The organism is Sphingomonas sp. BK036, from assembly GCF_004216825.1.
GTDB lineage: Bacteria > Pseudomonadota > Alphaproteobacteria > Sphingomonadales > Sphingomonadaceae > Sphingomonas.
Map to the genome: position 1 here is coordinate 428,099 of NZ_SGXR01000003.1, position 24,228 is coordinate 452,326.

Here is a 24,228-nt window from a genome sequence, read left to right on the forward strand (position 1 = left end):
CCCGCCGCCACTATTCCGCGCTTTTAATGCGCACCTCAGATCACCGCCCCGCCGCCCTCATCGAAGGCGGCGCCGTCTTCCCGCACCGGCACCTCACCGGTATCGACGGGCTCCAGCCGCACGAGATCGCGTTCCTGCTCGACGAGGCGGAAACCTGGGTCGAGGCGAACCGCACGCATGCAACGCCCGACAAGCGGCTCGCCGGGCTCACGCAGATCAACGCGTTCTTCGAGAACAGCACGCGCACGCTCCTCTCGTTCGAGATTGCGGGCAAGCGGCTCGGCGCCGACGTCGTCAACATGCACGCCGCGCAGTCCAGCGTGAAGAAGGGCGAGACGCTGATCGACACCGCGATGACGCTCAACGCGATGCGCGCCGACGTCATCGTCATCCGGCATATGTCGTCGGGCGCGGTGCGGCTGATCGCGGACAAGGTCGGCTGCCCGGTGCTCAACGCGGGCGATGGACGCCACGAGCATCCGACGCAGGCGCTGCTCGATGCGCTGACGATCCGGCGGCGCAAGGGTGCGATCGCCGGCCAGCGCGTCGTCATCTGCGGCGACCTGCTGCACAGCCGCGTCGCGCGATCAAACATCCTCGCGCTCACCGCACTGGCCGCCGAGGTCCGCGTCTGCGCGCCATCGACGCTGATGCCGGCAATGATCGAGCGGATGGGCGTCACCGCCTTCACCGATTTCGACGCGGCGCTGGAGGGGGCGGACGTGGTGATGATGCTTCGGCTCCAGAACGAGCGGATGGACGGCGCGTACGTTCCCTCCACGCGCGAATACCGGCTGCGCTACGGGCTGACGCTCGATCGGCTGGCCAAGGCCGCGCCCGATGCGCTGGTGATGCACCCCGGCCCGATGAACCGCGGCGTCGAGATCGACTCGGCGGTCGCCGATCATGCGCGCTCGGCGATCACCGAACAGGTCGAGATGGGCGTCGCGGTCCGGATGGCGTGCCTCGACGTGCTGACGCGAAGAGCGCGCGGCGTGGAGGGTTGGGCATGATCCTCGCGCTCACCAACGCCACGCTCGCCTGCCCGGTCGGCGGCGTGACGACGGGCACTCTGCTGGTCCGCGACGGCGTGATCGTCGCGACCGGGATCGTCGACGTCCCCTCCAATGCCGAAGTCGTCGACTGCGGCGGCAAGACCGTCGCGCCGGGAATCGTCGATCTCGGCGTGGCGAAGGTCGATCGCGCCGCGTTCCGCGCGGGCGGCATCGTCCGGATCGGCCTGATGCCCGACCAGTCGCCCGTCCTCGACGATCCCGGCATCGTCCAGCGCGCCGCGCTGATCGGCAAGCCCGACCTCTGGATCCACCCGATCGCCGCCGCCACGCGCGGCCTCGAAGGCCACGACCTTGCCGAAATGGCGATCTGCCTGTCGGCGGGCGCGAAGGCGGTCGGCACCGGACGGCACTGGATCGCCGACAGCGGCGTGATGCGGCGCGTGCTCGCCTATGCGCGCGATCTCGACGTGACGGTCGTCACGCATGCCGAGGATGGCGGGCTCACCGCCGGCGCGGTCGCGACCGAGGGCGAGACCGCGACGCGGCTCGGCCTGCCCGCCGCGCCCGCGGTCGCCGAGGCGCTGGCGATCGCGCGCGACCTGATGCTCGCCGAGGATACCGGCGCGCGGCTGCACATCCGCCGGGTCACGACCGCCGCCGGGTTCGACCTCATCCGCGCGGCCAAGCGCCGCGGCGTCGCCGTGACGTGCGGGATCACGCCCGCGCATCTGCATCTGTCGGAGATCGCGGTCAGCGATTTCCGTTCGTTCGCGCTGCTGTCGCCGCCGCTGCGCGCGGACAGCGATCGCCGCGCGGCGCTGGACGCCATCGCCGACGGGACGATCGACGTGCTGTGCTCGGGCCACGAACCGCGCGGGCCGGAGGAGAAAAGGCTGCCGTTCACCGACGCGACCAGCGGCATGGCGGGCGCGGAAACGCTGCTGCCGCTCGCGCTGATGCTAGTGCGCGACGAGCATCTGACGCTGCAACGGCTGTTCGCGCTGCTGGCGTGCAACCCGGCGCGGGTGCTGGGACTCGATACGGGGACGCTGGAGGTGGGCAAGCCCGCCGACCTGATGCTGTTCGACAGCCAGGCGCCGTGGCAGATCGTCGGCGACGACTTCAAGGCCGAGGCGGGCAATACGCCGTTCGACGGACTGCCCGTGCAGGGCCGCGTGCTGCGATTGTGGAAGGGTGGGCGCGAGGTTCGGTAAGGCGCTAGTCTTTTACCCCAACCACCCCGGCGAAGGCCGGGGCCCAATTGGGAAACGTCGCCGACTTAGCGCTCCCCTCCGTCACGCCGACCTTTCCACTTGGACCCCGGCCTTCGCCGGGGTGGTAGCTCTGGACCGGATGTCCGCCCCCGCTTACCGCGAAGCCATCTGCACGCCCGGCCTGCGCAGCCACTGCGCCATCATGTCACCCGCGCCCTGGCGAACGAAGCACGACCCGCCCTTCGCGCGATACTGACGGCACATCGAGTCCGCCGCCGAACGGCTGAATCCACCGACAGACAGGCGGTAGAAATCCTCGCCCTTGGCCTTGAAGCTCATCCCGTTCGGCGCATGGCCGGCAAGCACCGCGAACCGGCGCGACGCGCGGCCCCACGCATCCTTCGCCACGCCCGCGCTCTCGAATGCGCCGAGCTGCACGTACCAGCTGCCGGTCGCCTGCGCCTTCACCGGATAGGCAGCCGCCGGCGCGGACGTCGCTGCGAGCTTGATCGCCCCCCCAGCCGGGCGAAGCATCATCGCCGGCAGCGCTTGGACGACCTCCTGCCGCGGTCCGAACGTCACCTTCGAAAAGCCCGCGGCCGGCGCCGAGGCGAGCTCGACCGGGGCGGCTTCGACCGGATCCGCCGACGCCAAAGCCTGCGCCGGAACGCCCGGTGCGACCCGCGCCGCATTCAGCGCCAGCGCCACCGGCTGCCCCGAATCCGCCGCCGCCCGCACGCCGAGCAGGCTCGCCACCTGGTCCGATGCCGCGGCCGGCTGCGCGAACAGCGCCCATTGCTCGAGCCGCGCATCGACATCCCCCGGCGCCATGTCCGCCGCCGCGACCACGCGCGCCTCCTGCCAGCGACCCGCCAGGGCGAAGCTCAGCGCCAAATTCTGCCGCACCTTCACGCTCGTCTCGGGCGACCGCGCGACCTCGGTCAGCAGCGCGATCCCGCCCGCGGTGTCACCCGCCAGCGACAGCGCGAGCCCGCGATCGAGCGCCGGGATGATCGCCGCCTGCGTCGCCAGCGTCTGTCGTGCCGCCTGCCAGTCGCCGGTCGCGACCTGTGCCAGCGCAAGGTTCAGCGCCGCCTTGCCGCTGGTCGGCGACAGCGCGAGCGTATCGGCGAACGCCTGCGAGGCGGACGCGAACCGCCCACCCTGCAGATAGCTCTGGCCGAGCAGCATGCGATACTCCGCCGACTGCGGCATCAGCGCCACCGCGCCTTCCGCATAGCCGATCGCCGCACCGCCATCGCGCCGCGCGAGCGCGGTCTGTGCCTTGCCCGCGTTGGTCGCCGCGCCCTTGGCCGCCGCCACGCCGCTGCGGTCGCCGGCCGAGGCGAGGCTGCCGCCATTGGCGGCGCAGCCGACCATCGTCCCACCGAGGAGAAGGGCGGAGATACCGCCGAGGAGAAGTGCGCGCGTGTTCATCGCGGAGTATCCCTGTTTCAACATTTGCGTTTGGCCGGCGGCAGCTGCGCAACCAGCGCATCGACCTCCGGCAAGCTGTTCAGAAAGGCGTCGAGCGCCTGCGTGACGAGATATTGCGCAGACTGGCCGGTGACCGCGCTCGCCAGCCGCAGCCGGAGATGCCGCTCGGTCTCGAGCCGCAAGGTGAACGCCACCTTCGCGCCCTTGGCCTTGGCCAGGCTCTCGCGCCCGATCCGTGCCGCGGTCGCCGCCGACACGGGCGCGATCGCCACCGGGCGCTCGATCTCGACCTTCAGCGCGGCGCGCTCGACCAGCACCGGCGGCGGCGCAGCGCCCATGTCGTTCCAGCCAAGATCGTCGAGCGCATCGGTCGATGGCACGGTCAGGTCCTGCGGCCGCATCGCCGGGCGCGCAGTGCCCTTTCGCGCCAGCAGCGAGGAGGTCAGCGACACGGTGCGTTTGGGCTGCGCCATGACGTCAGCCGACCACGCGGCGGCCGAACCCACCGGCGGCAGGCCGCTGCCCGACCGCGGTCGGCACGCTGAACACGGTCCGGCGGAAATTCTTCTCGAGCCGGTCGCACACATAGGTCCACAGCGCCTCGATCTCGGCGGTCGACTTGCTCCTCGCGTCCAGCTCCATGACCGTCCGGCCATCGATCATCGACGACGCGAAGTCGGTGCGCTGGTGGACGATCACCGGTGCGACGGTGCCGTGCTGCGACAAGGCCAGCGTCGCATCGGCGGTGATCCGCGCCTTGGGTGTCGCCGCGTTGACGACGAAGATCAGCGGCTTGCCGGCGCGCGCGCACATGTCGACGGTGGCACCGACCGCTCGCAGGTCGTGCGGCGACGGGCGGGTCGGCACGACGATCAGCTCGGCGACCTGGATCACGCTCTGGATCGCCATCGTGATCGCAGGCGGCGTATCGATCATCGCCAGCTTGAAGCCCTGTTGCCGAAGGATTTCGAGATCCGCCGCGAGCCGCGAGACGGTGGTCTGCGCGAACGCCGGCTCCTCGGCGGTGCGCTCGTTCCACCAGTCGGACAGCGAGCCCTGCGGATCGATGTCGATCAGCACCACCGGTCCATGCCCCGCCCGCTCCGCCTGGACGGCGAGATGACCCGTCAGGGTCGTCTTCCCCGATCCCCCCTTCTGCGATGCGAACGCTAGAACGCGCATAAGTCCCCAACCCCCTGGCAATCGACGCATATGTGCCATGCGGTGGTCTAAGAACCGGTTAACGGCGCTTCATGATGTGCGCGCGGCGGTGTCTCGGTAGGACGGCGTCGCGATACCCACGTCTGTTCTTGAGCGTGCCGTGACCTTTGCCTTGCGCGACGAACGACGGCATGGTGTGGACGAGTTGATGGCGGCGGGCGCGATGGGGTTGGAATGATGACGGTTGGCAAGCTTTTCCTGGGTGCGATCGCGGTGGCGGGGGCGCTGGTCGCCCCTCCCGCGCTGGCCGACGTCAAGGCCGGCGTCGACGCCTGGGCCAAGGGCGACTTCCCGCGTGCGATCACCGAATGGCGCCCGCTCGCGATCGCCGGCGATCCCGATGCGCAGTTCAACCTGGCGCAGGCGTACAAGCTCGGCCGCGGCGTTCCGCTCGATCCCGCGCTCGCGGAAAGCTGGTTCCGCAAGGCCGCGTTGCAGGGCCATCTCCAGGCCGGCGACAATTACGGCCTCGCGCTGTTCCAGGCAGGCAAGAAGACCGATGCGCTGCCCTGGCTCGAAAAGTCCGCGGCACGCGGCGAACCGCGCACGCAGCTGGTGCTCGGCACGATGCTGTTCAACGGCGACGGCATCCCGCGCGATTTCCCCCGCGCCTATGCGCTGATGACGCGCGCCTCGGCATCGGGCCTGCAATCCGCCGCGCAGACGCTGGCGCAGATGGACCAGTATATCTCGCCCACCGATCGCGAAAAGGGCACCGCGCTCGCGCAGCGCTACGCGTTGCAGGCAAGTTCGGCCACGCCGCCGCGCGAGACGGCGGCGAAGACCGGTGGACAGGCGAGCGGACGGATCGACGTGCCCCCCTCGCGGATCGCCGAGACGCCGCGGCCGACGCGCATGTCGCCGAGTGCGACGCCTGTGCCAGCCAAGCCAACTCCCGCAAAGCCAGCCCCCGCGAAGGTGGTCGCGGCAAAGCCCGCCCCCAAGCCTGCCCCCGTCAAAGCCACCGGCAACTGGCGAGTCCAGCTCGGCGCATTCCGCGATCAGAACAATGCCGAGACGCTGTGGAACACGGTCCGCGGCAAGCTTCGCGGCGCCCAGCCCTTCTACCCCAAGGCCGGCGGCGTGACTCGGCTACAGGCCGGCGGGTTCGCCTCCAAGGCGGACGCTACACGCGCCTGCTCGGCAGCACGCGTCCCTTGCGTGATCATCGCGCCCTGACCTGCAAGCGCCAGGACCGGCGCATGGTCGCGTAGCCGACTGCTCCTGATGAGGATGTCCGCATGCTGTTCCTGATCTTGGCCCTGGCGTCCGCGTCGCCGACCTGCACCGATATCAAGCAGCAATGTCGCGCCTGCCCGACCGGCGGGAGCGCGGGCGCCTGCTCGACGGTGGGCATCGCCTGCCAGTCGACGCGCCGCATCTGCGTGCCGGCCAGAAGCCCGGCGCGTCCGGACCGAACCACCGACAAGAAAGCGCGCTGAGAAAGCCCGAAGGCCCCCCGAGGCCAAAGTCGGATACGCCGTGGCAGGGATCAAATAGCCGAACCGGTCGTTTCGTTTCGACATCGACCGGGAGCTAGATGGATGATTTCGAAGACCTTGGCGCTGGCACTTGCCGGCGCAACTCTGTTGGCCGCCTGTTCTGGCCAGCAGTCTGCAACGACCAATACCGACACACTGGCGGACAATGGCGTCTCGCTGCGCAACCTCGCCGACACCGACGTCGCGGTCCCCAAGCCCGAGCAGTTGACGGTCAAGGGCCGGTTGATCCCCACCCCGTCCGACCCGACGTCGCGCCACTTCCTGCTGCGCGAGCGGAAAGCGGCAAGCGGCACGATCATCGCGATCCTGCGCCAGGAGCATGACGGCAAGGTCGCCTATGCGCGGACCGAGACCGATTGTGCAAACCGCCTGTTCCACGTCCTCGGAGTCGGCCCGAACCGCGCGCTGGTGGAGACCAACATCGCGCATGACGGCCCGCTACGCCCGATCAAGGGCCTGCCACTGCGCGAGGAACTGGCGACCTATGTCTGCGCAGCAAGCGGCACGCCGCTGGCCAAGGGTTGAGGCCATGTAATCGGCGTTCTTGACTAACGCCGATACCCAGCACTGACGCATCATTCTATCGTCATCCTGGGCTCGACCCAGGATCCAGAGCCACGCAGCACCTCGTCCGTGGCTCTGGATCCTGACTTTCGTCAGGATGACCGGCCTCAGTCCACAATCCAGTTCCGCCGCGCGATACCCTGCGCAAAGAGCAGCGCGGTGAGATCGCCATGATCCACCCGCGCCGCCGCCGCCGCCGCGACGATCGGTTTCGCGTGATACGCGACGCCCAACCCCGCCGCCCCGATCATCGCCAGATCGTTCGCGCCGTCGCCCACCGCGAGCGACTCCTCCACCGCAATCCCCCGCTCCGCGATCGCCGCGTTGAGCGTCGTCAGCTTCGTGGCCGACCCGACGACCGGCTTCGTCACCGTCCCCGTCAGCACGCCATCCGCAACCTCGAGCACATTGGCGATCGCGCGGTCGAAGCCGATCGCCTTGGCCACCGGCTCCGCGAACCGCGTAAACCCGCCCGACACCAGCACCGCCAGCGCCCCGCGCGACCGCATCGTCCGCACCAGCGCCTTGGCGCCCGGCATGATCGTCACGCGCTCGGCGAGACACCGTTCGATGTCGCTTTCCGCCAGCCCCTTGAGCAGCGCCACGCGCGCATCGAGTGCCGCCTCGAAATCGAGCTCGCCGCGCATTGCGCGTTCGGTGATCTCCGCGATCTGCGGCTTGATGCCGGCATAATCCGCGAGTTCGTCGATGCACTCGACGGTGATCATCGTCGAATCCATGTCGGCGACCAGCAGCGTCTTGGTCCGCGTGAGGCTGGATTGCACGACGACATCGGTCTTCGCGAACGCCCCCTCGAGCGCGCTGCGAGCCGCATCCGGCGCCATCCCGAAGATCAGGTCGGCGGCATCGCCCTCGTCGATCCAGCCGCTCGCGCCCGGTGCGCAGCCGGCATCGCGCAGCCGGTCCATCGCGGTCGAAATATCGCCTGCGGTCAGCGTGCCCGAGGCTATAAGCGTTGCCGTGAACATGAATAATCTCCCGAAGGTCGCGCTCATCGCAGGGCCGACCGCGAGCGGCAAGTCCGCGCTCGCGCTCGCCATTGCCGCGCGCCATGACGGCGTCGTCATCAATGCCGATTCCGCGCAGGTCTATGCCGATCTCCGCATCCTCACCGCGCGTCCTTCGGCCGAAGAGGAGGCGAGTGCCCCGCACCGCCTGTTCGGCCATGTCGACGCCGCCGACGCGAGCTATTCCGCCGCGCGCTGGGGCGCCGAGGCGACGGACGCGATCGACGCCACGCTCGCCGAGGGCAGACTGCCGATCCTGGTCGGCGGCACCGGCCTCTACGTCCGCACGCTGCTCGACGGCATCGCCCCCGTCCCCGCAATCGATCCGGCCCTTCGCGAGCAGATCCGCGCGCTCCCCGTCGCCGAGGCACATGCCGCGCTCGCGCAGCTCGACCCGCCCGCCGCCGCTCGACTCAACGCCGCCGACACCACGCGCGTCGCCCGCGCACTCGAAGTTGTCCGCGGCACCGGCCGCACGCTCGCCGACTGGCAGACCGAACGCGTTGGCGGGATCGGCGACCGCCTCGACGTCCGCGCGCTCATCCTCATCCCCGACCGCGACTGGCTGAACGCGCGCATCGACCAGCGGTTCGCCGAGATGGCCGAGACCAGCCAAGCGGAAGTCGCCGCACTCCTCGCCCGCACCGACATCCCGCAGGACGCGCCGATCCGCCGCGCGATCGGCGTCCCCGAGATCGCCGCGCTCGTCCGCGGCGAGACGTCGGAGACCGACGCAATCACCGCCGGATCACTCGCCACGCGGCGCTACGCCAAGCGCCAATATACGTGGCTCCGACACCAGCCCCCGGCCGGCTGGACGCGCACCGAGGCACTCGATTTTCCAACGCGCCTGCAGCAATTTGAAACTATATTGCTCATATGATGTTTGACACGCATCTTTTATATCGGTAGCCGCCCCCTCCACGAGGCGCTAAAGGCGGCGCATTCGAAAGGATTTTGACGTGATGACCGAGAAGAGTGGAGCCGATATCCTGATCGAGGCGCTGTGCGATCTCGGCGTGGAGGTCGTCTTCGGCTATCCGGGTGGTGCCGTGCTGCCGATCTACGACGCGCTGTTTCGCAGCGGCCGGATCAAGCACATCCTGGTGCGCCACGAACAGGCTGCGACGCACGCGGCGGAGGGCTATGCCCGCTCGACCGGCAAGCCCGGCGTGGTGCTCGTCACCTCGGGCCCCGGCGCGACCAACGCGGTCACCGGGATCACCGATGCGCTGATGGATTCGATCCCGATGGTCGTGATCACCGGCCAGGTGCCGACCGCGCTGATCGGCACCGATGCGTTCCAGGAGGCCGATACCGTCGGCATCACGCGCCATTGCTCGAAGCATAATTATCTCGTGAAGGACCCCGCCCGCTTGGGCGCCGTGATCCACGAGGCGTTCCACATCGCCACCTCGGGGCGCCCGGGGCCGGTGGTCGTCGACATTCCCAAGGACGTGCAGGTCGCCACCGCGCGCTACACCAAGCCCGGCCCGATCCAGCACAAGACCTATCGCCCGCAGGTGAAGGCCGACCAGAGCCAGATCGAGCAGCTCGTCGACATGCTCGCCGCGGCCGAACGCCCGGTCCTGTACACCGGCGGCGGCATCATCAACTCGGGCCCCGCCGCGAGCCAGTTGCTGTGCGAACTCGTCCGCATCACCGGCGCACCGGTGACGTCGACGCTGATGGGCCTCGGCGCCTATCCGGCGAGCGGCGAGCAGTGGCTCGGCATGCTCGGCATGCACGGCACGTACGAGGCCAATATGGCGATGAACCAAGCCGACTTGGTCGTCGCGCTGGGCAGCCGCTTCGACGACCGCGTGACCGGCCGGCTCGACGCGTTCAGCCCGAACTCGCGAAAAGTGCATATCGACATCGATCGCTCGTCGGTGAACAAGACCGTGCGCGTCGATCTCGGGATCATCGCGGACGTCGGCCATGCGCTCGAGGACATGGTGCGGATCTGGAAGAGCCGTCAGCATCCCAAGCCCGACACCACCGACTGGCAGCGGCGGATCGCCGGCTGGCGTGCGGTCAAGTGCCTCGACTTCCCTGAGAACGACCCGAACGAGATCATGCCGCAGCGCGCGATCCGGGCGCTGTTCGACGCGACGCACGCGCGCAACCCGATCATCACGACCGAGGTCGGCCAGCACCAGATGTGGGCCGCGCAGCATTTCGGCTTCGAAAAGCCGAACAAGTGGCTGACCAGCGGCGGTCTCGGCACGATGGGCTATGGCCTGCCCGCCGCGATCGGCGCGCAGCTCGGCAACCCGAACGCGCTGGTGATCGACATCGCCGGCGAAGCGTCGATCCAGATGAACATCCAGGAGCTGGCGACGGCCTCGCAATACCGGTTGCCGGTGAAGATCTTCATCCTCAACAACCAGTATATGGGCATGGTCCGCCAGTGGCAGGAGCTCACCTATGAGAGCCGTTATGCCGAGAGCTATTCGGATTCGCTGCCCGATTTCGTCCGGTTGGGAGAGGCTTATGGCTGGAAGGGCATCCTAATCGAGACGCGCGACCAGCTCGACAGCGGGATTGCCGAGATGCTGGCCTCTGACGGCCCGGTGATCGTCGACTGCCGCGTGTCGCAGTTGACCAACTGCTTCCCGATGATTCCGTCGGGGGCTGCGCATACCGACATGATCCTGCAGGCGAACGAAGTGTCGGGCACGATGGACGACGAAGCGAAGGCGCTGGTGTGATGGCGGGGTCACTTCTTCCCCCCTCCCGCATGCGGGAGGGGCCGGGGGTGGGCTCGCGCTCAACCCCGACCGGCATCGCTTGCGGTCATCTGCGGGCCCACCCCCTACCCCCTCCCGCAAGCGGTAGGGGGGGAGACTAAACCATGCATATTTCCCAAGAAAAGGCCGAGCGGCATACGCTCGCCGTCATCGTCGACAACGAACCAGGTATCCTCGCCCGGATCGCCGGGCTGTTCACCGCACGCGGCTATAATATCGAGAGCCTGACCGTGTCGGAGATCACCGCCGATAAGGCGGTCAGCCGCATCACGATCGTCACCAGCGCGTCGCCCGCGACGATGGAGCAGATCCTCGCGCAGCTCGACCGGCTCGTCCCCGTCCACAAGGTCACCGACCTGACCGCACAGGGCGCGCATGTCGAGCGCGAGCTGGCGCTGGTCAAGGTGCGCGGCACCGGCGACCATCGGATCGAGGCGCTCCGCCTCGCCGACGTCTACCGCGCGCGCGTGGTCGACGCGACGACGTCGAGCTTCGTGTTCGAGGTTACCGGCGGCATCGACAAGATCGACAAGTTCGTCGAGCTGATGGGCGAAGTCGGTCTGATCGAAGTCGCCCGCACCGGCATCGTCGCGATCGCCCGCGGCAAAGAACCGGCCTGAATTTACCCCACGAGTTTTACCGAAGCGCGCCGCCCCCACTCCGTCACCCCAGCGAAAGCTGGGGTCTCATGCGGCTCCTGTCCCCCAAGAGCCGCATGAGATACCAGCGTTCGCTGGTATGACGGATGTGCGGGCGTCGACGCTTCCCAATGCAACGCTTCAAGAAAGGACTCTCCCAATGCGTGTCTATTACGATCGCGACGCCGACCTGAACCTGATCACCGATAAGAAGATCGCGATCGTCGGTTACGGCTCGCAGGGGCATGCGCATGCGCAGAACCTGCGCGACTCGGGCGTCAAGGACGTCGCGATCGCGCTGCGCGAAGGCTCGCCGACCGCCAAGAAGGCGATCGAGGCGGGTTTCGCGGTCAAGTCGAACGCCGAGGCGGCGGCCTGGGCCGACATCGTCATGATTCTCGCGCCCGACGAGCATCAGGCCACGATCTACGCGACCGACCTGCACGACAACCTCAAGCAGGGTGCGACCATTGCTTTTGCTCATGGCCTCAACGTCCATTTCGGCCTGATCGAGCCGCGCGCCGATCTCGACGTCATCATGATCGCACCCAAGGGCCCCGGCCACACCGTGCGCAGCGAATATGTCCGCGGCGGCGGCGTCCCCTGCCTGATCGCGATCGACCAGGACAAGTCGGGCAACGCGCACGACATCGCGCTCGCCTATGCGTCGGGCGTCGGCGGCGGTCGCTCGGGCATCATCGAGACCAACTTCCGTGAGGAATGCGAGACCGATCTGTTCGGTGAGCAGGCGGTGCTCTGCGGCGGTATCACGCACCTGATCCAGGCCGGGTTCGAGACGCTGACCGAAGCCGGCTACGCGCCCGAAATGGCCTATTTCGAGTGCCTGCACGAGACCAAGCTGATCGTCGACCTGCTCTATGAGGGCGGCATTGCAAACATGCGCTATTCGATCTCGAACACCGCTGAATATGGCGACATCACCACGGGCCCGCGGATCATCACCTCGGAGACCAAGGCCGAGATGAAGCGCGTGCTGGCCGACATCCAGTCGGGCCGCTTCGTGAAGAACTTCATCCTCGACAACCGCGCCGGCCAGCCCGAGCTGAAGGCGGCGCGCAAGCAGGCGCTGGCGCATCCGATCGAGAAGATCGGCAGCGAGCTGCGCGGGATGATGCCGTGGATCGGGAAGAATGCTCTGGTCGACAAGGCGAAGAACTAACGCGAACGCGCGATAGCGCGTGAGCGCGGCCGGCACGACGGAGCCCGCCCACAGGGCGCGGCCTCGCCGTGGCCGACGGGCGGGCGTGGAGAACGCGCTTTGCTCGCCACAAGACCCTCACTCCACCCCGGCGAAGGCCGGGGTCCAATTGGAAAGGTTGTAGTAACGGAGAATGATCCTCCGTTACCGACGTCCCCCAATTGGGCCCCGGCCTTCGCCGGGGTGGTGGCGTTTTGGGGGTAAGCGCTCCTCTCCCCCACCACTCCCGCTCCTGCACTCCGCCTCCTCCTACACCACGCCCGTTCCCTGCTACCCTCGCTCCCGCTACCCTCTTCCCCAGGCACTCTAGTTCCCCCGCGAAGGCGGGGGCCCAGGGTCTCGGACGGTGATCGTGGTTTAGCTGGGCCCCCGCATCCGCGGGGGAACAAGCTCCCCCCCCCACCGACCCAAATCCGAAACACAGCGTTGGCATAACGCCGTTTGACGCAGCGCAGCCGCTCGGCCAGCATCGCGCATCAAACAGGAGACCCCGCATGCGCCTAGTCCTAGCCACGATCCTCGCCCTCACCGCCGCGCCAGTCTTGGCGCAGACCGCCGCCGTCCCCGGCGCTCCCGTCAAGGCACGCGTCACCGCCGGCACCTATGCAGTCGACCCGAACCACACGCAGGTGACGTGGCAGGTGAACCACATGGGCTTCTCGATGCTCGAAGGGCAGTTCGGCGCGTCGGGCGGCAGCATCACGATCGATCCCGCCAAGCCGAACGCGACCAAGGTCGAAGTCAACTTCGCGATCGACCAGCTGTCGGTCACGTCGGCGCCGTTCGCGGGCCATCTGAAGTCGAAGGATTTCTTTGACGCCGCGACCTATCCGACCGCCAAGTTCGTCTCGACCAAGGTCGTCGCGGCCGGCGACAAGGCGACCATCACGGGCAACCTCACGCTCAAGGGCGTCACCAAGCCGGTCGTGCTGCAGGCGACGTTCGTCGGCGCAGGCGCCAACCCGATGAACAAGAAGCTGAACTTCGGCTTCCGTGCGACCACCTCGATCAAGCGCAGCGACTTCAACATCGGTGCCTATGCCCCGGTGGTGTCGGACCGGGTCGACCTGACGATCAACGCGGCCTTCGCTGCGCAATAATACGTAACCCTGCCCTATCGCGCTGGACATTTAGCGTGTCCGCGCGATAGGGAAGACGCAATGTCTCACGGTCGCCTCCTGCTGCTTCGACTTACGCGCCCTTAGGCGCGCCGATCGTTTGCGTGGTGGCCAGCCCCCGCGCCTCGCGCCTAAGGGCTGACCCGAACGCTCCCGATCACGAGAGACACGAGCCATGCTGCGCGACCCATCGACCAAATACCGACCCTTCCCGCAAATCGACCTGCCCGACCGCCAATGGCCGTCGAAGACCATCGTCAAGCCGCCGCGCTGGCTGTCGACCGATCTTCGCGACGGCAACCAGGCGCTGATCGACCCGATGGATGCCGAGAAGAAGACGCGCTTCTTCGACCTGCTCTGCAAGGTTGGACTGAAGGAGATCGAGGTCGGCTTCCCGAGCGCCGGCGCGACCGAATTCGACTTCATCTCCGGCCTGGTGAAGACCGGCCGCATCCCCGACGACGTATCGATCCAGGTGCTGACCCAGTCGCGCCGCGACCTGATCGAGACGAGCTTTGCCAGCCTCGTCGGCGCGAAGACCGCGATCGTCCACCTCTACAATGCGGTCTCGCCGGCCTGGCGCAAGATCGTGTTCGGCATGGACCGCGCGCAGGTGAAGCAGATCGCGATCGACGGCGCCAAGGTGCTCCGCGATGAGGCCGCCAAACAGCCGAACGTCCGCTGGCAGTTCGAATACAGCCCCGAGACCTTCTCGACCGCCGAGCTCGAGTTCAGCCTCGAGGTCTGCGAGGCGGTGATGGACGTGCTGATGCCGACGCCCGAGAACCCGATCATCTTCAACCTGCCCGCCACCGTCGAGTGCGCGACGCCGAACATCTATGCCGACCAGATCGAATGGTTCGGCCGCCACATCCGCAACCGCGATTCAGTTGCAATCAGCCTGCACACGCACAACGACCGCGGCACCGGCGTCGCCGCCGCCGAACTCGGCATGATGGCGGGCGCGGACCGCGTCGAGGGCTGTCTGCTCGGCAATGGCGAGCGCACCGGCAATTGCGATCTCGTGACCGTCGCGCTCAACATGTACACGCAAGGCGTCGATCCGAAGCTCGACCTGTCGGACATCGACGGCGTCGTGAACACGGTCAACTACTGCACCAACATCCCCGTCCACTCGCGCACGCCCTACGCGGGCGACCTCGTCTTCACCGCGTTTTCGGGGTCGCACCAGGACGCGATCAAGAAGGGATTCGCCGCGCAGGAGGCGAAGAACGACACGCTGTGGGAAGTCCCCTACCTCCCGATCGACCCCGCCGATCTGGGACGCAGCTACGAGGCGGTGATCCGCGTCAATTCGCAGTCGGGCAAGGGCGGCGTTGCCTGGGTGATCGAGCAGGACAAGGGGCTGAAACTGCCCAAGCGCCTCCAAGCTGACTTCAGCCGCCACGTCCAGGCCTATGCCGACGAGACCAGCCGCGAACTGAACGCGGCGGACATCTGGGGCTTGTTCGAGCGCACCTACATGCCGCAGGCTGACGACCGGGTGACCTTGCGCGATTACGAGGAAAGCGGCACCGCGGGCCAGCGCGTCTTCATCGGCCGCGTCGCGATCGATGGCGAGGAACGGTCGATCTCCGGCCGGGGCAACGGCCTGATCTCGGGCGTGATCGCGGCGATCGCCGAGTCGACCGGTCCCACGCTCGACGTCGTGGATTACAACGAGCACGCGATCGGCCACGGCGCGGATGCGCAGGCTGCAGCCTATGTCGAATGCCGGACCGCGGCTGGCAAAACGGTGTTCGGCGTCGGCATGGACACCGACATCGCGACCGCCTCGGTCCGCGCCGTCCTCAGCGCCGCCAACCGCGCCTGACACCCAGAAAGGCGGCCACCGGGCAAGCCGGTGGCCGTTCTCTCAGACGAGCTTCGCCAGCAACGTCTTTGCCGCGTCTTCCGACGAGGCGGGGTTCTGCCCGGTGATCAACAAGCCGTCCTCGACGACATGCACGCCCCAGTCCGCGGTCTTCGAATAGCGGCCACCCTGCTGCGTGAGCATGTCCTCGACAAGGAACGGCACGATATCGCTAAGCCCGACGGCCGCCTCTTCGGTATTGGTGAAGCCGGTGACCGTCTTCCCCTTCACCAGCGGCGAGCCATCGGCCGCCTTCACGTCGCGCAACACGCCGGGCGCATGACAGACCAGCGCGACGGGCTTGCCCGCGTCGATGGTCGTCTCGATCAGCGCGATCGACGCCGGGTCGTTGGCCAGATCCCAGAGCGGGCCGTGACCACCCGGATAGAATACCGCGTCGAAATCGGCGATCTTCATCTCGGACAGTTTCCGCGTGTCGGCGAGCGCCGCGCTGGCCTCCGCATCCGCCTCGAACCGCCGAGTCGCATCGGTCTGCGCGTCGGGCTTCGCGCTGCTCGGATCGAGCGGAGGCTGGCCACCCGCCGGCGAGGCGAGCGTGATGGCAACGCCCGCGTCCTTGAACACGTAATAGGGTGCGGCAAGCTCCTCGAGCCAGAATCCGGTCTTGTGGCCGGTATCGCCGAGATCGGCATGCGAGGTGAGAACGACGAGAATGTTCACCATAAGTCTCCGGATAAGGGGGGGTATGGGGAGGGAACGAACCGGCCCTGAGATCGGCGCCGGTCACCGAAACCAAATACGTCCGGTCGTGGGACTATCGCTTCGACTAGATCGCGCGCTCCCGCACGATCCTGCACCCGATCGCGGCGTCGGGGTAGATATCGGTCTTCATCGTCTCGACCTCGACCCGCCTCACCCGCGAGTCACCAAGGCACAGCGCCGCGATCGCCTCGCACAATGTCTCCTGCAACGCGAACGGACGCTCCGCCGCCATCGCCAGGATCCCCTCGCGGACGAAATCATAATCGAGCACCTCGCCGATCGTATCCTCGCCGAGCGGCCCCGGATACACGACCGTCATCTCGACCGAGACGACCACGCGCTGCGGCGCCACCTCGTGCGGATGAATCCCCAGCCGCATCATCACCTCGAGCCCGTCGAGGATCGTCGTGAACTCAGCCATGCCGCCCCTCAAACATCACGTCGCCATCACGCACCAGAAACCGCTGGCCGCAATCGACGAACACCGTTTGCCCGGTCACGCCCTGCGCGCCCAGCAACCACGCGACCGCGTCCGCCACCGCTTGCGCACCGACCGGCCGCCGCAGCAGATTGTCGCTCGCCACCGCCGTAAACTCGGCATCGGTCTGGTCGCCGCTCGGCAAGGTCAGCCCCGGCGCCACAGCATTGACGCTGATCCGCGGCCCCAGCGCCTGCGCCAGCATCACCGTCGCCCCCTCCAGCGCGATCTTGCCGCAGCTATAGGAGAAGAAGTCGGGATTGAGATTCGCCACCTTCTGGTCGAGCAAATTCACGATCGCGCCGTCGCGCACGTCCTCCTGCGACGCCAACGCCGAGGCCAGCAGCACCGGCGCCCCGCAGTTGATCGCGGCCAGTTCCGCAAACAGCACCGGATCGACCGCCGGCGGCCGGTCGAACTCGAACTTCGACGCGCAGTTCACCAGCCCGTCGATCGGCCCCCCGATCGCACCCCGCGCCGCCGCGAACAGGTCGCCGATCGCGCCGAGATCGCCCAGATCCCCCTCGACCGCCGCCGCCCGCCCGCCGGTCGCGACGATCTCGTCGACCAGCGCCGCAGCCTCGCCAGGCGAATGCCCCTGGTGCACGACCACCGCATGCCCGTCCGCCGCCAGCCGCCGGGCGATCGCCGCGCCCAGCCGCTTCGCCCCGCCCGTCACCAAGACGGTTCGGCTCACGCGCGCGCGCCCATCAGCGACAGCACTTCCTTGCGGCTGCGCTCATCGTCGCGGAACACGCCCATCATCCGGCTCGTGACCATCGTCACCCCCGGCGTCCGCACCCCGCGCGCGGCCATGCACGCATGTGTCGCCTCGATCACCACCGCGACGCCCTGCGGCTTCAGATTGTCCCAGATGCAATCCGCGACCTCCGCGGTCAGCCGCTCCTGCACCTGCAACCGCCGCGCAAAGCCGTGGAGCACGCGCGCGAGCTTCGAGATGCCGACGACATGGTTCTTCGGCAGGTACGCGATGTGCGCCTTGCCGATGATCGGCGCCATGTGATGCTCGCAATGCGACTGGAACGGAATGTCCTTGAGCAGCACGATCTCGTCATAGCCGCCGACTTCCTCGAACACGCGTTCGAGATGCCTGGCGGGATCATCGCCATAGCCCGCGCAATATTCCTTCCACGCACGTGCAACACGCCGCGGCGTATCGAGCAGCCCCTCGCGGGTCGGATCGTCCCCCGCCCAGCGGATGAGCGTGCGGATCGCCGACGCTACGTCTTCGGGCACAATCGGCTTGCCATCGGGACCGACTTGGCCGGCGACTGCGGACCAATCCTCCGTCCCGTCCGTTTCATCCCGCATCGCAACACCCTTTATCTACATACCCAAACATCGGAAAATGGGTCCTCTTTTGCAACTGTTTCATTTGAGCAACGCCGCGTAAATACCCGTAAAACAGGCCTCAAAAAGCGTTGACGGCTGATTTTTTTAGTCGTTACTTCGCCATACCTGAAAAACTAAATCGTGAATCGGCAAAGACCGGCACGATCGGGGAGAGGACTGCCATGGCAAAGTTCGAATTGCTCGCCGCATCGGCGATGATACTCCTGTCGATTGCGCCGGCAATGGCGCAGACCGCGACCACCACGTCCGCTGAAAACACCGCGCCCACCAACGGTCCGGGGCAGGAAGCCCCCTCCACGCAGACCGCCCCGGCCGACACCCCATCCAGCGCCTACGCCTCGCAGGATATCGTGATTACCGCGCAACGCCAATCGCAGCGTCTGCAAGACGTTCCGATTGCTGTGAGTGCCTTTACCGCGGACAACATCGCCAAGCAGCAGATCGTCAACCCGAGCGCGCTCCAGCAGACGCTGCCCAACATCACCTTCACCAAGACCAACTTCACCACGTCGAGCTTCACGATCCGCGGGATCGGCGACCTGTGCACCGGCGCGACCTGCGACACCGCGACCGCGATCCACGTCAACGACATGCCGCTGGTGACGACCCGCCTGTTCGAAAGCGAGTTCTTCGATCTCGAACGGATCGAGGTCCTTCGCGGGCCGCAGGGCACGCTGTTCGGCCGCAACGCGACCTCGGGCGTGGTCAACTTCATCTCCGCCAAGCCCGATCTCTCCGCGATCCATTCGGCGGCCGAGTTCGAATATGGCAATTATGATTCGAAGCGCGTGAAGGCGATGTTCAACCTGCCCTTCACCGACACGCTCGGCATCCGCGTCGCGGGCACCTATCTCAACCGCGACGGCTATACCAAGAACCTGTATGACGGCCGCGACATCGATGGGCGCGATCTCTATTCGGTCCGCGGTACGCTGTCCTGGGAGCCGACCAGCGCGACCCGGATCGACCTGATCGGGTCGTATTTCCGCGAGAAGGACGATCGCTCGCGGTTGCAGAAGCAGCTGTGCCACCGCGACCCGACCGGGATCCTCGGCTGCCTGCCCGACCGGCTCGCCAACGAAACCGCCAACGGCAATGCCACGCTCGCCGCGGTGCTCAGTTCGAGCGAGTTCTTCGCGGTCAACAACCCCGCGCTCGCGCGCTTCGGCCTGCAGAGCCTCTACGGCCAGGATACCTATGCCGGCGTCGTCAACCCGGCCGACGTCCGCACCGTATCGCTCGACTACAGCCCGACCTATTTCGCCGAGGAGGAGCAATATACCGCCAAGATCTTCCACGATTTCGGCCCGGTCAGCCTGAACTTCACCGGCGGCTATACGCGCAACGTCGTTGACAGCGGCACCGACTACAACCTTGCGGTCGAGAACTCGCTCACCAACAATGCCGGGCTCGCCACGCTGAACGCGCTCGCCCGCACCGGCTCGCCATTCGCGTTCCTCAACGGCGTGCGGCAGACGCTGATCCCCAACGGCCCCGCGGGCGGCGTCTGCCAGTCGGCGGCGGACCCCGATAATGTCGGCGTCTATGGCGGCAATTCGATCGGCTGTTACGCCCAGAGCCTCGACTTCGATCGCTCGCGACAGAAGAACCGCCAATATTCGGCCGAGGCGCATCTCGACAGCAGCTTCGACGGGATGTTCAACTTCCTGCTGGGCGGCATCTATGTCGACAGCAAATCGACCAACACCGATTATTTCGTCAACGCCTTCGGGCTCGACTACGCCTCGGGCATCCTCGGCTCGGCGAACGCCGCGGGGCTCGGGCTGCCCGCGGGCAACGGCTATTTCCTGTCGACGCCGTTCTACCGCAACAGCGATACCGAGTTCCGCCTGAAGTCGTACGGGATCTTCGGCGAGACCTATTTCAAGTTCACCGACGCGCTCAAGCTGACCGTCGGCCTGCGCTACAATCACGACAAGAAGACCGACCAGGCGCGCAACCTCGCGCTCAACGTGCTGACGCCGATCGGCGCTACCGGCATCGAGCAGGGTCTGAATTACGGCACGGTCGATTTCGACCCCAACCTGCCCGGCCGGCAGGAATTCGCCAATGCGCAGGTCAGCTTCTCGCGGCTGACCGGGCGTGCGGTGCTCGACTACCGGATCACCGAGAACAACCTGCTCTACGCGTCCTATTCGCGCGGCTATAAATCGGGCGGGATCAACCCGCCGCTGCTGCCGCTGTTCAACGTCAGCAGCACCTTCGAGCCGGAACAGGTCAACGCGTACGAGATCGGCTCGAAGAACACCTTTGGCGGCGGCCAGTTCAGGCTCAACCTCACCGGCTTCTATTACCAGTATAAGAACCTGCAGCTGAGCCGGATCGTCGCGCGAACCTCGGTCAACGACAACGTCAACGCCGATATCTACGGTGTCGAAGCCGAGGCGATCATGAGCCCGATCCCGGCGTTCGTGGTCAACATGAATGCGAGCTACCTGCATTCGAAGGTGTCGAGCGACAAGTTCCTCGTCAACCCGCGCGACGTATCGGGCGGGCGTGCGGACGCGGTGATCATCAAGGACATCACCAACGCATCGAACTGCGTCGTCGTGCCCAACGTGGCGGGCAATGCAGCGCTGTCGAACGGCTATGTCGCGGTGGTCAATCGCGCGGTCGGCCTGCGCGCACCCACCGCGATCCCGACGGTCGCGGCGACCGGCGCGTTCGGCATCTGCAGCGTGTTGCAGGCCAATGCGGCGGCGAGCGGCGTATCGGTGCTCGACGGCGTGACCACCAACATCCGCGGCAACCGCCTGCCGCAGGCGCCCACCTATAAATGGTCGGTCGGCGCGCAGTACACGATCGACTTCGCCAACGGCGTGAACCTCGTCCCGCGTGCAGACCTCAACTATACGGGCGGATTCGCGGCGAGCATCTTCAACACCGCGGTCGATCGCATCCCGGGCTATGCGGTGGTCAACATGCAGATCCAGCTCAACGCGCGCGAAGACCGGTTCTACGTCCGCGGCTTCGTGCAGAACCTGGCGAACAACAACGCGACGACAGGCCAATATGTCACCGACCAGTCGGCCGGCCTGTTCACCAACATCTTCACGATCGAACCGCGGCGGTATGGCGTAGCGGCCGGGTTCAAGTTCTGACGGTGCAAGCCCGCCGGCTGCGGCTCTAACAATCCTCCCCCGCCAGGGGGAGGTGGCGCGAAGCAACGGAGGGGGAGGACACGCAACGCAGGTTTCCCTGCCCTCCCCTCCGTCTGGCAAGCGCCAGCCACCTCCCCCTAGCGGGGGAGGATCATCCGCCACCGCCCCCTCGTCATCCTGACGAAAGTCAGGACCCAGGGTTACACATGCTGCGCTGCTTGGCTCTGGATCCCGACTTTCGTCAGGACGACGGAGTGGGAGGGAGCAACCGCTCAAACCGCTGACTATCCTCCGCCGCAGGGGGAGGTGGCGCGAAACGACGGAGGGGGCGGACACGCAACGGGGGTTTCCCTACCCTCCCCCTCCGTCTGGCAAGAGCCAGCCACCTCCCCCTGGCGGGGGAGGATTTACGCCACTGCCTCCTCGTCATCCTGACGAAAGTCAGGATCCAGGGTTACGCATGCTGCGCTGCTTGGCTCTGGATCCTGACTTTCGTCAGGATGACGGAGTGGGGCTGCAAATGGCCCGAGGACTACCCCAAGCCCTCAGCCCGACCCGCCGCTACGCCAACCGCTCGGCATGCCAGGCAACATGCTCACCCATGAACGTCGAGATGAAGTTGTAGCTGTGATCATAGCCCGGCTGCATTCGAAGCGTCAGCTCGATCCCCGCCGCCGCGCACGCGTCCGCCAGCAACTCCGGCTTGAGCTGCTCGACAAGGAAACCATCCGCGTCCCCCTGATCGACCAGGATCTCCGCCACCCGCGCGCCATCCGCGATCAACGCGCACGCGTCATACGATCGCCACGCCATCCGATCCGGCCCAAGATACCCGCCAAGCGCCTTCTCGCCCCACGGACACTGCAACGGCGCCACGATCGGCGCGAACGCGGAGACGCTCCTGAACCGATCCGGATTGCGCAGCGCGATCGTCAGCGCGCCGTGGCCGCCCATCGAATGCCCCATGATCCCCTGCCGACCCATATCCGCCATCGGAAACTGCGCCGCGATCAGCGCGGGCAGTTCGTCTTCGACATAGGACCGCATCCGAAAATTGGCCGCCCAGGGCGCCTCAGTCGCGTCGACGTAGAAACCAGCACCCTTGCCGAAGTCATACGCCTCGTCGTCAGGCACGTCGTCGCCGCGCGGCGAGGTATCGGGCGCGACCAGGATCACGCCGAGCTCGGCGCAGGCGCGGCGATACTCGCCCTTGTCCATGACGTTGGCATGCGTGCAGGTCAGCCCCGACAGGAACCACAGCACCGGCAACCGCGCGCCGTCGTCATGCGGCGGGACGTAGACGGCAAATGTCATGTCGGTGCCGGTCGCGGTCGAGGCGTGGTGGTACACGCCCTGGGTGCCGCCATAGGCCTTGCTGGTGGAGACGGTCTTCATCACGCGACCCGGTGCAGCGCGCAGATCTTGTTGCCCGACGGATCGCGCAGATACGCCAGATACAGCTTCCGCCCGCCGGTCGCCTCGCGCACGCCCGGCGGATCCTCGCAGGCGGTACCGCCATGCGCGAGGCCGGCCGCGTGCCACGCGTCCGCCGCGTCGGTCGAGGCCGCGGCGAACCCGATCGTGCTGCCATTGCCGTGGCTGGCCGGCTGGCCATTGATCGGCCTGGTCAGCAGGAAGCGGCCGCCGTCATGCGCGTAGATCACCCGCCCCCATTCGTCGGTAACACCCGCCGGCACGCCCAGCGCGCCGAGTGCCGCGTCGTAGAACTCCTTCGATGCCGCGATATCGTCGGCACCGAGCATGATGTGCGTGAACATGGCCGCTCCTCAGTAGATCACGACGGAGCGGATGCTCTCGCCGGCGTGCATCAGGTCGAAGCCCTTGTTGATCTCGTCGAGCGTCAGACGGTGCGTGATCATCGGGTCGATCTCGATCATGCCGTTCATGTACCAGTCGACGATCTTGGGCGTATCGGTCCGCCCGCGCGCGCCGCCGAACGCGGTCCCGCGCCAGTTGCGCCCGGTGACGAGCTGGAACGGCCGCGTCGAGATCTCCTTGCCCGCCTCGGCCACGCCGATCACGATCGACGTGCCCCAGCCGCGATGGCACGCCTCGAGCGCTTGGCGCATCACGGTCGTGTTGCCGGTCGCATCGAAGGTGAAGTCCGCACCGCCGTCGGTCAGCGCGACGATATGAGGGACGATATCGCCCACCTCCTTCGGGTTGGCGAAATGCGTCATGCCGAAGCGCCGGCCCCATTCCTCGCGGTCGGGGTTGATGTCGACACCGACGATCATCCCGGCGCCCGCCAGCTTGGCGCCCTGGATCACGTTCAGCCCGATCCCGCCGAGCCCGAACACGACGACGGTATCGCCCGGTTGGACCTTGGCGGTGTGCACGACCGCGCCGACCCCCGTCGTCACGCCGCAGCCGATATAGCAGCTGGTGTCGAACGGCGCGTCGGTACGGATCGTGGCGACCGCGATCTCGGGCAGCACGGTGAAGTTCGAGAAGGTCGAGCAGCCCATGTAATGGAAGATCGGCTGGCCCTTGTAGCTGAACCGCGTCGTGCCGTCGGGCATCAGGCCCTTGCCTTGCGTCGCGCGGATCGCGGTGCACAAATTGGTCTTGCCGCTGAGGCACGACTTACACTGGCGGCATTCGGGCGTGTAGAGTGGGATCACGTGATCGCCGACCGCGACGCTGGTCACGCCCGCGCCCACTTCGCGCACGATGCCGGCGCCTTCATGGCCCAGCACGCTCGGAAACAACCCTTCCGAATCAAGCCCGTCGAGCGTGTAGGCGTCGGTGTGGCAGATGCCCGTCGCCATGATTTCGACGAGAACTTCGCCGGATTTCGGTCCCTCGAGGTCGAGTTCGACGATCTCGAGCGGTTTTTTTGCCTCGAACGCAACGGCGGCGCGGGTCTTCATCGGTCGGTCTCCTTGATTGCCGCCCTGATGCCCCGCGGCTCGCCCCTTCGCAAC

Annotated in this window: 23 protein-coding genes; 12 read left to right on the plus strand and 11 right to left on the minus strand. The window is 67.0% G+C overall.

What is annotated here, in order from left to right; all coding sequences use genetic code 11:
* Positions 1-26: 26 nt before the first annotated feature.
* Together EV283_RS02055 and EV283_RS02060 are read left to right on the plus strand one after the other, a co-directional pair.
* The gene (locus EV283_RS02055) at positions 27-1,013 is read left to right on the plus strand and encodes an aspartate carbamoyltransferase catalytic subunit (RefSeq protein ID WP_130322262.1); all 987 of its coding nucleotides are present in this window, start codon (positions 27-29) and stop codon (positions 1,011-1,013) included.
* Positions 1,010-2,230, plus strand: a complete 1,221-nt coding sequence (locus EV283_RS02060; RefSeq protein ID WP_130322264.1) for a dihydroorotase — start codon at positions 1,010-1,012, stop codon at positions 2,228-2,230. Before EV283_RS02055 ends, EV283_RS02060 begins: the two co-directional genes overlap by 4 nt.
* A gap of 153 nt (positions 2,231-2,383) precedes the next feature.
* On the opposite strand, the gene EV283_RS02065 is transcribed toward EV283_RS02060, so the two are convergent.
* From EV283_RS02065 to EV283_RS02075, 3 genes are read right to left on the minus strand one after another with little or no spacing between them, the layout of a single operon-like run.
* Positions 2,384-3,667: a tetratricopeptide repeat protein gene (locus EV283_RS02065; protein ID WP_130322266.1), complete on the minus strand. Its 1,284-nt coding sequence runs from the start codon at positions 3,665-3,667 to the stop codon at positions 2,384-2,386.
* Between the two features lie 17 nt (positions 3,668-3,684).
* A complete protein-coding gene (locus tag EV283_RS02070; RefSeq protein WP_130322268.1) occupies positions 3,685-4,140 on the minus strand; it encodes a hypothetical protein in 456 nt (151 codons plus the stop codon).
* Positions 4,141-4,144: 4 nt separating this feature from the next.
* Entirely contained in the window at positions 4,145-4,849 is a 705-nt protein-coding gene (locus tag EV283_RS02075; protein ID WP_056411350.1) for a ParA family protein, read from the minus strand.
* Between the two features lie 213 nt (positions 4,850-5,062).
* On the opposite strand from EV283_RS02075, the gene EV283_RS02080 reads away from it, so the two are divergent.
* The 3 genes from EV283_RS02080 (at position 5,063) to EV283_RS02090 (ending at position 6,915) form a co-directional block, all read left to right on the plus strand.
* A complete protein-coding gene (locus EV283_RS02080; RefSeq protein ID WP_347400193.1) occupies positions 5,063-6,067 on the plus strand; it encodes an SPOR domain-containing protein in 1,005 nt (334 codons plus the stop codon).
* 62 nt (positions 6,068-6,129) lie between these two features.
* Complete coding sequence (locus tag EV283_RS02085) at positions 6,130-6,330, plus strand: hypothetical protein (RefSeq protein ID WP_130322270.1); 201 nt, start codon at positions 6,130-6,132, stop codon at positions 6,328-6,330.
* 102 nt (positions 6,331-6,432) lie between these two features.
* Positions 6,433-6,915, plus strand: coding sequence for a hypothetical protein (locus tag EV283_RS02090; RefSeq protein ID WP_130322272.1), 483 nt, complete (start codon positions 6,433-6,435; stop codon positions 6,913-6,915).
* A 146-nt stretch (positions 6,916-7,061) separates the two neighbouring features.
* Here EV283_RS02090 and serB read toward each other — a convergent pair whose 3' ends face one another.
* Positions 7,062-7,943 (minus strand): phosphoserine phosphatase SerB, encoded by an 882-nt coding sequence (gene serB, locus EV283_RS02095; RefSeq protein WP_130322274.1) that lies wholly within the window; start codon positions 7,941-7,943, stop codon positions 7,062-7,064.
* Between serB and miaA the strand changes: the two genes are divergently transcribed.
* The 6 genes from miaA to leuA all read left to right on the plus strand — a co-directional run bounded on the left by miaA (position 7,942) and on the right by leuA (position 15,544).
* Positions 7,942-8,865, plus strand: coding sequence for a tRNA (adenosine(37)-N6)-dimethylallyltransferase MiaA (gene miaA, locus EV283_RS02100; RefSeq protein ID WP_207223021.1), 924 nt, complete (start codon positions 7,942-7,944; stop codon positions 8,863-8,865). The genes serB and miaA overlap by 2 nt on opposite strands.
* Positions 8,866-8,947: 82 nt before the next feature.
* Positions 8,948-10,696 carry an acetolactate synthase 3 large subunit gene (locus EV283_RS02105; RefSeq protein ID WP_130322276.1) on the plus strand — a complete coding sequence of 583 codons (1,749 nt, stop codon included), beginning with the start codon at positions 8,948-8,950 and terminating at the stop codon, positions 10,694-10,696.
* Positions 10,697-10,839: 143 nt separating this feature from the next.
* Complete coding sequence (ilvN, locus tag EV283_RS02110; protein WP_031395186.1) at positions 10,840-11,355, plus strand: acetolactate synthase small subunit; 516 nt, start codon at positions 10,840-10,842, stop codon at positions 11,353-11,355.
* Between the two features lie 178 nt (positions 11,356-11,533).
* A complete protein-coding gene (gene ilvC, locus EV283_RS02115) occupies positions 11,534-12,553 on the plus strand; it encodes a ketol-acid reductoisomerase (RefSeq protein ID WP_130322278.1) in 1,020 nt (339 codons plus the stop codon).
* 533 nt (positions 12,554-13,086) lie between these two features.
* The gene (locus tag EV283_RS02120) at positions 13,087-13,692 is read left to right on the plus strand and encodes a YceI family protein (protein WP_130322280.1); all 606 of its coding nucleotides are present in this window, start codon (positions 13,087-13,089) and stop codon (positions 13,690-13,692) included.
* Between the two features lie 193 nt (positions 13,693-13,885).
* Positions 13,886-15,544 (plus strand): 2-isopropylmalate synthase, encoded by a 1,659-nt coding sequence (gene leuA / locus EV283_RS02125; RefSeq protein ID WP_130322282.1) that lies wholly within the window; start codon positions 13,886-13,888, stop codon positions 15,542-15,544.
* 42 nt (positions 15,545-15,586) lie between these two features.
* Here leuA and EV283_RS02130 read toward each other — a convergent pair whose 3' ends face one another.
* From EV283_RS02130 to folE, 4 genes are all read right to left on the minus strand, one after another.
* On the minus strand, positions 15,587-16,264 hold the full coding sequence (locus EV283_RS02130) for a type 1 glutamine amidotransferase domain-containing protein (RefSeq protein ID WP_130323852.1): 678 nt from the start codon (positions 16,262-16,264) through the stop codon (positions 15,587-15,589).
* A gap of 106 nt (positions 16,265-16,370) precedes the next feature.
* Positions 16,371-16,727 (minus strand): dihydroneopterin aldolase, encoded by a 357-nt coding sequence (locus EV283_RS02135; protein ID WP_130322284.1) that lies wholly within the window; start codon positions 16,725-16,727, stop codon positions 16,371-16,373.
* Complete coding sequence (locus EV283_RS02140; protein ID WP_130322286.1) at positions 16,720-17,481, minus strand: SDR family NAD(P)-dependent oxidoreductase; 762 nt, start codon at positions 17,479-17,481, stop codon at positions 16,720-16,722. The genes EV283_RS02135 and EV283_RS02140 overlap by 8 nt, the downstream gene beginning before the upstream one ends.
* Entirely contained in the window at positions 17,478-18,116 is a 639-nt protein-coding gene (folE, locus tag EV283_RS02145) for a GTP cyclohydrolase I FolE (RefSeq protein WP_242615746.1), read from the minus strand. The genes EV283_RS02140 and folE overlap by 4 nt, the downstream gene beginning before the upstream one ends.
* 203 nt (positions 18,117-18,319) lie before the next feature.
* On the opposite strand from folE, the gene EV283_RS02150 reads away from it, so the two are divergent.
* Entirely contained in the window at positions 18,320-21,280 is a 2,961-nt protein-coding gene (locus EV283_RS02150) for a TonB-dependent receptor (RefSeq protein ID WP_130322288.1), read from the plus strand.
* 561 nt (positions 21,281-21,841) lie between these two features.
* Here EV283_RS02150 and fghA read toward each other — a convergent pair.
* The 3 genes from fghA to EV283_RS02165 are packed head-to-tail and all read right to left on the minus strand — an operon-like array spanning position 21,842 to position 24,174.
* Positions 21,842-22,675, minus strand: coding sequence for an S-formylglutathione hydrolase (gene fghA, locus EV283_RS02155; RefSeq protein WP_130322290.1), 834 nt, complete (start codon positions 22,673-22,675; stop codon positions 21,842-21,844).
* Positions 22,675-23,058: a VOC family protein gene (locus tag EV283_RS02160; RefSeq protein WP_130322292.1), complete on the minus strand. Its 384-nt coding sequence runs from the start codon at positions 23,056-23,058 to the stop codon at positions 22,675-22,677. The genes fghA and EV283_RS02160 overlap by 1 nt, the downstream gene beginning before the upstream one ends.
* Before the next feature lie 9 nt (positions 23,059-23,067).
* Positions 23,068-24,174 (minus strand): S-(hydroxymethyl)glutathione dehydrogenase/class III alcohol dehydrogenase, encoded by a 1,107-nt coding sequence (locus tag EV283_RS02165; RefSeq protein WP_130322294.1) that lies wholly within the window; start codon positions 24,172-24,174, stop codon positions 23,068-23,070.
* Between the last annotated feature and the right edge of the window lie 54 nt (positions 24,175-24,228).